Origin of the sequence: Amycolatopsis sp. NPDC059657 (assembly GCF_042734395.1) — a bacterium.
Classification (GTDB): Bacteria; Actinomycetota; Actinomycetes; order Mycobacteriales; family Pseudonocardiaceae; genus Amycolatopsis.
Genome location: NZ_JBHWEB010000075.1, coordinates 37,611 through 47,691 on the forward strand (window position 1 = coordinate 37,611; position 10,081 = coordinate 47,691).

Consider the following 10,081-nt stretch of genomic DNA (forward strand, 5'->3'; position numbering starts at 1 on the left):
TGGTGCCGCATGTGATCAGTATGGCACAGCGGTGGCCCGGCGTGCCCTCGAGCCTCGGATGCGCGCGTGCACCGCCAAGCTCACTGCCAGCCAAAACATCGGCGCGATGGGCCAGAAGTACGGCACATCCGAAGTAGCCCACCTGATCAGGAAAACGACCGAAAGGACCACCGCGAACGCGGCGTGCGCACGCAGTGCCGGATGTGCGGCGAAGCGGCGCCGGGGCGGCGCTGGTGCCGGGAGATCGGCGGTGAGCGCGGTCAGTTCGTCGGTGTACTTCGTCAGATAGACGGCGCCGAGCCGTTCCTCCATTTCTTCCATTGTCAGTCTCCCTTCGGCAACTGCGGCTTGGACGAGTGCGGCGACGCGTTCGCGATCGGTGTCGGCGGCGCGGAGGCGGTGTGGGATCCGGGTTTCCATAAGACGATCGTCCGCGCGCGAAACCGATCGCGCGTCGGGCCCGGAGCGGCATCGGGAGCTACGTCCGGTGCGGTAGCCGCGAATCTTGTCGGACGCGCCGAGTAGCGTGGACTCCTGATGGACACCCTCTTCGATCTGCAACCCGAAACCCCGCGGCGGCACGCCGAGCTGCTCGACGACCTCAACGGTGCTCAGCGTGAGGCGGTGACGCACCACGGTGCGCCGCTGCTCGTCGTCGCGGGCGCAGGCTCCGGTAAGACCCGGGTGCTGACCAGGCGCATCGCGTACCTGCTGGCGGAGCGCCATGTGCACCCGGGGCAGATACTCGCGATCACGTTCACCAACAAGGCCGCGGCGGAGATGCGGGACCGGGTGAACGAGATGGTCGGCAGGCGGGCCAACGCCATGTGGGTGTCGACCTTCCACTCCATGTGCGTGCGGATCCTGCGCCGTGAGGCCAAGACGCTCGACCTGTCGTCGAACTTCTCCATCTACGACTCCGACGACACCAAGCGGCTGATCACGCTCGTGGCGCGGGATCTCGACATCGATCCCAAGCGTTATCCGGCGCGCACGCTCGCGATCCACATCTCGAACCTCAAGAACGAGCTGATCGACGCGGATGGCGCGGCCTCGCAGGCAGCCAACGACCTCGAGCGCCGCGTCGCCGAGGTGTACGCGGAGTACCAGCGTCGCCTGATCCAGGCCAAGGCGATGGACTTCGACGACCTGATCATGCGCATGGTCGAGCTGCTGCAGGTCTTCCCCGATGTCGCCGAGTACTACCGGCGCCGCTTCCGGCACGTGATGGTCGACGAGTACCAGGACACCAACCACGCGCAGTACACGCTGGTCCGTGAGCTGGTCGGAATCGAGACGACCGAGTCGGGCGTGCCGCCCGCCGAGCTGTGCGTGGTGGGTGACGCGGACCAGTCCATCTATGCCTTCCGCGGCGCCACCATCCGGAACATCGAAGAGTTCGAGCGTGACTTCTCGGACGCGCGCACCATCCTGCTGGAGCAGAACTACCGCTCCACGCAGACGATCCTGTCCGCCGCGAACGCGGTCATCGCGCGCAACCCGAACCGGCGTGACAAGCGGCTGTGGACCGACTCCGGCGACGGCGAGAAGATCGTCGGCTACGTCGCTGACAACGACCACGACGAGGCCGCCTTCGTCGCCGGCGAGATCGACGCGCTCGCGGACAAGGGCGTCGCGAACTACTCGGACGTGGCGGTGTTCTACCGCACCAACAACCAGTCACGGGTGTTCGAAGAGATCTTCATCAGGCTCGGCCTGCCGTACAAGGTCGTCGGCGGCGTGCGGTTCTACGAGCGCCGCGAGGTCAGGGACATGCTGGCGTACCTGCGGGTGCTGGCGAACCCGGAAGACACGGTGAGCCTGCGGCGCATCCTCAACGTGCCCAAGCGCGGCATCGGCGACCGTGCCGAGGCCGTGGTCGCCACGTACGCCGAGCGCGAGCGGATCTCGTTCGCGCAGGCGCTGCGGGTGGCCGCGACCGGCGACATGCCGCTGATGAACCCACGCTCCGGCAAGGCCATCACCGGTTTCGTCGCGCTGCTCGACGGGCTCCGCGAGCTGGTCGACGAAGGCCAGGAAGTCGCGGACGTGCTCGAATCGGTGCTCGACCGCACCGGCTACCGCACGGAGCTCGAAGAGTCCGACGACCCGCAGGACGCCTCCCGCGTCGAGAACCTGACCGAACTCGTCACCGTGGCAAGGGAATTCACCGAGTTCACGGTCGAGGTGGCCGCCGCCGTCGCGAACGACGAGAACGCCGAGCTGGTCGAGGACGACGACGCCGGAGTGCCTGCGCCCGGCTCGCTCCCGGCGTTCCTGGAGCGCGTTTCGCTGGTGGCGGACGCGGATTCCATCCCTGACCCCGACGGCGGCGACGACGCGGACGACGCCGGCGTGGTCACCCTGATGACCGTGCACACCGCGAAGGGCCTCGAGTACCCGGTGGTGTTCTGCACCGGCTGGGAGGACGGGATCTTCCCGCACATGCGGGCACTGGGCGACCCGACCGAACTCGCGGAGGAGCGGCGCCTCGCGTACGTGGCGATCACCCGTGCCCGCGAGCGGCTCTATCTCTCGCGCGCGATGACGCGGTCCGCGTGGGGCCAGCCGATGAACAACCCGGCCTCCCGGTTCTTCGACGAGATCCCGGCCGAGCTGGTCGACTGGCGCCGCGAGGAGCCGGTCTCGCGTGCCTTCGGCGGCACCGGCAACTTCGGCTCACCGCGCGTGGCGACCACGTGGGGCAGCAAGCAGCGTTCGGAGTCCACCGGTTTCGGTGCGGCGCCGAACAAGGGCTGGAAGGACACGGTCGCGCTGAAGCTGGAGGTCGGCGACCGCGTCAGCCACGACAAGTACGGCCTCGGCACGGTCCTGTCCTGCGACGGCACCGGCCCGCGTGCCACGGCCACCATCGACTTCGGTGGCTCCGGCAAGGTCCGGCTGATGCTCATCGGCTCCGTCCCCATGGTCAAGCTCTAAGCGCTACCCCGGCCCGGCCCACCGGCCGGTCCGCATGAACGCCCCTTTCGCAACGTTGAGCGTTGCGAAAGGGGCGTTCACAGCGTGCGGGCCGTGAGCGACCCAAAACTGTCGGACCCCCTTGCTACCTTGCGAACACTGGTAGAGGGAGGGGTTTTCAGTGGCAGAGGTGGCCTTGCGGCCGGTCGAGGACGCCGACCTGGACGCGTTGTTCGAGCAGATGCGCGATCCCGAGTCGGTGCGTATGGCCGCGTTCACGACCAAGGATCCCGACGACCGCGCGGCGTTCGACGCGCATATGGCGAAGCTGCGGGCCGCGCCGGACATCACCCTGCGGGCGGTGACCCATGACGGGCACTTCGTCGGCACCATCTCCAGCTTCGTGATGGACGGCGACACCGAGCTCACCTACTGGATCGACCGCGCGGCGTGGGGGCAGGGAATCGCGAGCCGGGCGCTCGCACTGCTACTCGAAGAGGTCGCGGTCCGGCCGTTGCACGCCCGAGCCGCCAGCGACAACCTCGGCTCGCTCGGGGTGCTGCGGAAAGCGGGCTTCGCGGTAGTCGGCACCGACGTCGGGTACGCGAACGCCAGGGGTGCGGAAATCGAAGAGACGATCCTCCGGCTCGACTGAGTGCGTACTGAGTGTCTAAAACTGTCGGACCCGCCGACTAGAATCGAACACAAGTTCGAATCATGGGGTACGCTGAGCAGGTCGGCGGCCCGGGACGCGGGGAGGGGTAACCGATGCGGGTGACGGCGGGTTTCGGTGGATCAGTGCCGGGGTATATCAAGGTCAGTGACGGGAAATGGGTCGGAGCGCGAGCCGGGGCTCGTGCTCCATCGGGAACGCCGGGCTTGCCGCCTGGCGCGCGTCAACCGGTTTGCAGGGGCCGGAAAACGCCGCACGCCGCGCCCTGGATGACGGGGCGCGGCGAGACGGCGAATATCGGAACAGCCAGGAACCTCTTACGTGAGGTTGATTCCGCGCGCGGAAAGCCACGGCAGCGGGTTGATCTTCTTGGAACCGCCCTGCCAGACCTCGAAGTGCAGGTGCGGGCCAGTGGACTGGCCGCGGTTGCCGATCTCGGCGATCTGGTCGCCGCAGCCGACCTTCTGGCCGGCACGTACCGAGAAGCTGTTCATGTGGCCGTAGACGGTGACGGTGCCGTCGTCGTGCTGGATGCGCACCCACAGGCCGAAACCGCTGGCCGGGCCCGCTTCGATGACGGTGCCGGCGGCGGCCGCGTAGATCGGGGTGCCGATCGAGTTCGCGATGTCGACGCCGAGGTGGCTCGTGCCCCAGCGGGCACCGAAACCTGAGGTGAAGGTGCCCTTGGCGGGCAGGCAGGTCTTGGGCTTGGCGGCCTCTTCGGCTGCCTTGCGGGCGGCGGCTTCACGCTTCTCGCGGGCCTGGGTGACCTGCTCGCTGTCGGCCAGCTTCTGCGCTTCGGCGGAGGGGTCGCTCAGGTGCGATGCCGGAAGCAGTTCGGGTGCGCCGCCGGTGGCCGCGCCGCCGAGCCCGAAGGCCGCGCTCGCGTCGGTGGCGTTCGCCAGCGGGGTGACCGCGGCGTCGGAGTCAGTGGCACCGGCCGAGTTCAGCGTCTGGCCTGCCGCGGCCGCGGCGAAAGCGCCACAGGCGACAGCGGCAACGACGACACGACCGCGCAGAGCAGAGGAGGGGGGAGCAAGCCGGTGGGAACCCCGGACGCGAACGACAGCACCGTTCAGTGCGCCTTTCACAACCGGGGAAGGAGCTTGGCCGCCGGGGGAGCGGTGTGAAGCCAAGACGGGGCCTTCCGTGTTCGGGGAATCAGGTCGGTCCGGGACGTCGGGCGGGGGATCCCGACTGAGCAACCTCGGGGGTGGTTGCTCGCTGTCCTTTTCGTGACCTGACTGTAATGGGGTTCGGGGGACAGTAACCAAGGGGCACCGTTCTGGGCAACATCTGCCCCGCGTGTCGGCTGAACGTGGAATGGCGTGCCGTGCTTGGACCAGTGGCTATTACGCAAAGTTGGGAGGGGGTTACATCGTTCGGTGTGACTTACGTAACAGGGGTTCCCCTAGGGGAAACCGTATGAACGGACGGTTTGGTGATGTCCGAGAGGCGAATAACCGGTTGCGTGGCCAGCCCTCCGCACCCGTGCCGCCCACTGCGCGCGAGCGCACGCGTACGCGTACGCGTGTGTTCACGCACCCGCGCGCAGGGGCAACGCGTTCGCGTCGCCGGACTGGTTCAGCCGGGTGAGGCGTCGGGGTGTGTGGCGCGGCGTAGTCGCTTGGGTGCTTGCTAGCGTCTCCAGCCGATGCCGACCTCTGAAGCTGAAGCCGCTGTGTCCGCCCAACCTCGGCCGGGGGCGTTGACCGTCGCGCTCGGGCTGTCCGCGGCCGCCACCGCCGCACTGATGCTCGGCGCGCTGCTGCCGGTGGTGACCGGCGTGAACGCCGGGTTCTCCGCCGGGCCGATGCTGATCATCCTGGCGCTGCTGCCGTTCGCCGCCGCCGTCGTCTTCACCATCGAGCGCCGATATGGCCAGGCCGCGGGTGTCCTGCTCGGCGCCGCCGCGCTCGCGCCCGGTCGCATCATCCTGGACATGCAGGTACTCGCCGGCTCGCAGGACATCGTGCGGCCCGAGTTCTACCTGCCGGGCCGGTACGACGATCCGCCGGTCGGTGTCGGGTTCTGGGTGCTGCAGGCCGGGTTCCTGCTGACCATCGCCGCCGGATACACCGCCAACCGCGTGGCGCAGGACGAGGCCGACGCGCTCGGCGCGATCCCGGCGCGGCGCTGGTGGCAGCTGCTGGCGCCGTTCCCGGCGATCTGGGCTGCCGTCGGCCTGGTGATGCCTCCGGTCGGCTCGGCCAACGTCTTCCTCCTGTCCCGGTCGGCGTTCGAATCGCCCACTTATGTGCTCGCCGGTTACCTGCTGCTCGGTGCCGGTGTGGTCGTGGCCGCCTCGGTCGCGCTGACGCTGGTGCCCGAAGTCGGCGCGGGCGTGCTCGTCGGGCTCGCCGCCGGATTGCTCGGCGTCGCCGTGCCCAGCGTGGTGTCGGGGCTGGTGGTCGACAAGCTGTCGCTGAGCCCTGGCCCGGTGCTCGTGCTCATCGCCGCCTTCGGGCTGGTGGCCGCGGCGCTGCTGCTCGCGCTGACCTTCCGCAAGGCGGGCGAGTTGCCGTCCGAGGCGAAGGTGCCGGGGCTGTCACTGTGGCGCCGCGTGACCGGCGCGCTGGGCGTGCTCACCGCCGCGCTCGCCCTCGCCGGGTGTCTCGCTCCCGTTGTCGTCGCCGAGGCCGGATTCACCGCGGCGCACAGCCCGGTCCGCTGGCTGCTGGTCATCGCCGGGGCGCTGACCGCTGTGCTCGCGCTGGTTCCGGCCGCGCGGCCCGCGTTGTCGGTCGCCTGGGCAGGTGTCGTCCTCACCGGCGCGACCGTGCTCGCCACGCCGGTCGCGGCGACTCGGCTGGCAGGCGCGTTCACCATCGGGCCTGGCGTCGTACTGACCAGCCTCGCGATGTTCGCCGCCGCCGCGACGGCCGTCGCTTCCGTCGTCACCGGTGTCGTCGAGCGTGAAGAGGCCGAGGAACTCGACCGGCCCGCGCTCGGACCGGCGCTGGCCGTGCCACTGGCGCTGGCCGCGGTGCTCGCCGTGCTCGCGTTCGCGATCCCGGTCGTCAGCGCGCCCGATTACGTCGCGCCCGGTCTCTTCGCGAGCTTCGACGTGTCGTCGTGGGGCTTGCTCGCCGGGCTGTTCGCCGTCGTGGGCGCCGTCGCGTTCGCGGTGCGCAGCCGACCGGCCAAGGGCGCGGTGCTGCTGTCCGGCGCCGCGGCCGTCGTCGTGCTGCGCGTTGCCGAGTTGCCGTTCCTCAGCGGCAAGGTCGAGGGCGCGCACGCGGCACTCGGTTTCTGGTTCGCGCTCGGCTGTCTTGTCTCGCTGATCATCGCGGCCGTCGTCTCGGCGCGGAGCGCGAAGTGATCCGTGTCGTGCTGGTCGAGTTCGGCGAGTCCTGTGTGGACCTGGCCAGGTTGCTGCGCGACGCTGGCGTCGAAGTCGTCTACACCGGCGAACTGACCACTGTGGACCAGATCATCCGCACCGCCGAACAGGAGGATCCGGACGTACTGGGCGTCGCGGTCGCCGCCGGCCGGAAACTTGACGGACTGGCCGAGTCGATCGGCGATGTGCGGCTGTTCACGATCGGGTCATCCGAAGCCGCCGAAACCCGCTTCAACACGGCCGAAGAAGCCGTGAAGTGGGTGGACTCACACCGCTAAACCGCCTCTCGTGACCGAGTTCACCAGGTGCGGAGTCCCCTGCTTCTCCGCAGGTCGCTAACCTCATCTGGTCCGACAGCAGCAGCGGTTCGGGTAGCCCGAACCAACACAGTGGCGTGTCGTCAGGAGACTGGAGTAGTGGACCTCTACGAGTACCAGGCGAGGGATCTCTTCGCCGCCCATGGTGTACCGGTTCTGCCGGGTGCCGTGGCCAACACCCCCGAAGAAGCCAAGGCTGCCGCGGAGCAGATCGGCAACCAGGTCGTCGTCAAGGCCCAGGTGAAGACCGGTGGCCGTGGCAAGGCGGGCGGCGTCAAGCTCGCCCAGACCCCCGATGAGGCCGCCGAGAAGGCGGAAGCCATCCTCGGCCTCGACATCAAGGGCCACATCGTGCACCGCGTGCTGGTGGCGGAGGCCTCGGACATCGCGTCCGAGTACTACTTCTCCTTCCTGCTTGACCGTGCCAACCGGACCTTCCTCGCGATGGCGTCCGCCGAAGGCGGCGTCGAGATCGAGCAGCTCGCCGTGGAGCGCCCCGACGCGCTCGCCAAGATCCCCGTCGACGCGATCGCCGGTGTGGACAAGGCGAAGGCGCTGGAGATCCTGACCGCGGGCAAGTTCCCGGCCGAGATCATCGACGAGGCCGCCGACGTCGTCGTCAAGCTCTGGGAGACCTTCGTCTCCGAGGACGCGACGCTGGTCGAGGTCAACCCGCTGGTCCGCGACCCGCAGGACAAGATCATCGCCCTCGACGGCAAGGTCACCCTGGACGAGAACGCCGGCTTCCGACACCCCGACCACGAGGCCCTCGTCGACAAGCAGGCCGAGAACCCGCTCGAGGCGAAGGCCAAGGCCGCCGACCTCAACTACGTCAAGCTCGATGGCCAGGTCGGCATCATCGGCAACGGCGCGGGGCTCGTCATGTCCACTTTGGACGTTGTCGCCTACGCGGGTGAGAAGCACGGCGGCGTCAAGCCCGCCAACTTCCTCGACATCGGTGGCGGCGCCTCGGCGCAGGTCATGGCGGCCGGTCTGGACGTCATCCTCAACGACACCGACGTCAAGAGCGTCTTCGTGAACGTCTTCGGCGGCATCACCGCTTGCGACGCGGTCGCCAACGGCATCGTCGAAGCGCTGAAGATCCTCGGCGACGAGGCCAGCAAGCCGCTGGTGGTCCGGCTCGACGGCAACAACGTCGAAGAAGGCCGCCGCATTCTGGCGGAGGCCAACCACCCGTTGGTGACCGTCGTGGACACCATGGACAACGCGGCCGACAAGGCCGCCGAGCTCGCTGCGGCAGGTGCGTGACATGTCGATCTTCCTGACCGAGAACAGCAAGGTCATCGTCCAGGGCCTCACCGGCTCCGAGGGCATGAAGCACGCCACGAAGATGCTGAAGTCCGGCACCAACATCGTGGGTGGCGTCAACGCCCGTAAAGCGGGCACGACCGTCACCATCGAGGGCAAGGACCTCAAGGTCTTCGGCACCGTCGAAGAGGCCATCAAGGAGACCGGCGCCGACGTGTCGGTCGTCTTCGTGCCGCCGAAGTTCGCCAAGGACGCCGTCCTCGAGGCCATCGACGCCGAGATCGGCCTCGCCGTGGTCATCACCGAGGGCATCCCGGTGCACGACTCGGCCTACTTCTGGGCGCACGCGGTCGCCAAGGGCAACAAGACCCGCATCATCGGGCCGAACTGCCCCGGCGTGATCAGCCCCGGCAAGTCGAACGCGGGCATCATCCCCGCCGACATCTCGGGCCCCGGCAAGATCGGCCTCGTGTCGAAGTCGGGCACGCTGACCTACCAGATGATGTACGAGCTGCGCGAGATCGGTTTCTCGACGGCCGTCGGCATCGGTGGCGACCCGGTCATCGGCACCACGCACATCGACGCGCTCGCGGCCTTCCAGGAGGACCCCGAGACCGAGGTCATCGTGATGATCGGTGAGATCGGTGGCGACGCGGAAGAGCGCGCGGCCGACTACATCAAGGCCAACGTGACCAAGCCGGTCGTCGGCTACGTCGCGGGCTTCACCGCGCCGGAGGGCAAGACCATGGGTCACGCCGGCGCGATCGTTTCGGGTTCGTCCGGCACCGCTGCCGCCAAGAAGGAGGCCCTCGAGGCCGCCGGCGTCAAGGTGGGCAAGACCCCGAGCGAGACCGCCGAGCTGGCGCGCGAGATCTACAAGGGTCTGCACGCCTGATCAAGGCTGACTGAAAAGGGCCGGACACCTCTGCTTGGTGTCCGGCCCTTTTGTGTCGCTCAAGTGGCTAAGTAACTTGGCCACTTTGCTACGCTTGGCGCATGGTTGATTCCGAAAAGCTCGAAGCGCACCTGGCCGGGATGCAGCGTCAGATGTCGGACATGCAGTGCGACGCGACCACCGCGCGAGTGCTGGCGGTGGCGGCCGATCGCGAGGTGTCCGAGTGCCGGGGGACGCTGACCGCGCACACCCGGGTGCTCAGCGAGCTCAGCCAGACACAGGCCGAGCACCTCAAGGAGACGCGCGCCTTCGAGACGAAAATGAGCATCTTCGAGGCGCGGTCACGGTCCGCTCAGCTGGAGACGACGCTCTACCAGGCGGATGTCCGCGCCCAGCTCGCCAAAGTCGACCAAGGCATGGCCGAACTCGCCGCCCTGTTGCGGACGGTGATCGACAAACAAAGGTCTTAGCGGTCGCCCGACCCCCTTTGACCTGGGAATGCTCGGAGGCCTCAAGGATCGGTTCGCGTGCCTGGGCGGTCGGCTCGCGTACCTGAAGGGTCGTCGGCGTGCCGACTCGTCAGGTACGTGTGCCGACTCTTGGGGTACACGAGGTGGCCGCCCAGGTACGGGGGTCGTGAGTGGTACGGCCGGTTAGAACCGGCC

At 68.4% G+C, this 10,081-nt stretch carries 9 protein-coding genes; 7 read left to right on the plus strand and 2 right to left on the minus strand.

Annotation, left to right across the window (positions count from 1 at the left end; genetic code table 11):
• Positions 1-15 precede the first annotated feature (15 nt).
• Positions 16-420, minus strand: a complete 405-nt coding sequence (locus tag ACFV15_RS32135; protein WP_378355038.1) for a DUF1707 domain-containing protein — start codon at positions 418-420, stop codon at positions 16-18.
• Positions 421-537: 117 nt separating this feature from the next.
• Between ACFV15_RS32135 and pcrA the strand changes: the two genes are divergently transcribed.
• Together pcrA and ACFV15_RS32145 are read left to right on the plus strand one after the other, a co-directional pair.
• Positions 538-2,940 (plus strand): DNA helicase PcrA, encoded by a 2,403-nt coding sequence (gene pcrA, locus ACFV15_RS32140; RefSeq protein ID WP_378355039.1) that lies wholly within the window; start codon positions 538-540, stop codon positions 2,938-2,940.
• Positions 2,941-3,100: 160 nt separating this feature from the next.
• Positions 3,101-3,574, plus strand: coding sequence for a GNAT family N-acetyltransferase (locus ACFV15_RS32145; protein WP_378355041.1), 474 nt, complete (start codon positions 3,101-3,103; stop codon positions 3,572-3,574).
• A 335-nt stretch (positions 3,575-3,909) separates the two neighbouring features.
• Here ACFV15_RS32145 and ACFV15_RS32150 read toward each other — a convergent pair whose 3' ends face one another.
• Positions 3,910-4,683: a M23 family metallopeptidase gene (locus ACFV15_RS32150; protein ID WP_378355043.1), complete on the minus strand. Its 774-nt coding sequence runs from the start codon at positions 4,681-4,683 to the stop codon at positions 3,910-3,912.
• 590 nt (positions 4,684-5,273) lie between these two features.
• On the opposite strand from ACFV15_RS32150, the gene ACFV15_RS32155 reads away from it, so the two are divergent.
• The 5 genes from ACFV15_RS32155 to ACFV15_RS32175 all read left to right on the plus strand — a co-directional run bounded on the left by ACFV15_RS32155 (position 5,274) and on the right by ACFV15_RS32175 (position 9,886).
• Positions 5,274-6,914 carry a hypothetical protein gene (locus ACFV15_RS32155; RefSeq protein ID WP_378355045.1) on the plus strand — a complete coding sequence of 547 codons (1,641 nt, stop codon included), beginning with the start codon at positions 5,274-5,276 and terminating at the stop codon, positions 6,912-6,914.
• Entirely contained in the window at positions 6,911-7,213 is a 303-nt protein-coding gene (locus tag ACFV15_RS32160) for a hypothetical protein (protein WP_378355046.1), read from the plus strand. Before ACFV15_RS32155 ends, ACFV15_RS32160 begins: the two co-directional genes overlap by 4 nt.
• Positions 7,214-7,351: 138 nt before the next feature.
• Positions 7,352-8,521, plus strand: coding sequence for an ADP-forming succinate--CoA ligase subunit beta (sucC, locus tag ACFV15_RS32165; protein WP_378355048.1), 1,170 nt, complete (start codon positions 7,352-7,354; stop codon positions 8,519-8,521).
• Between the two features lies 1 nt (position 8,522).
• Positions 8,523-9,416, plus strand: coding sequence for a succinate--CoA ligase subunit alpha (gene sucD / locus ACFV15_RS32170; protein ID WP_378355049.1), 894 nt, complete (start codon positions 8,523-8,525; stop codon positions 9,414-9,416).
• A gap of 101 nt (positions 9,417-9,517) precedes the next feature.
• On the plus strand, positions 9,518-9,886 hold the full coding sequence (locus ACFV15_RS32175) for a hypothetical protein (protein ID WP_378355051.1): 369 nt from the start codon (positions 9,518-9,520) through the stop codon (positions 9,884-9,886).
• Positions 9,887-10,081 lie beyond the last annotated feature (195 nt).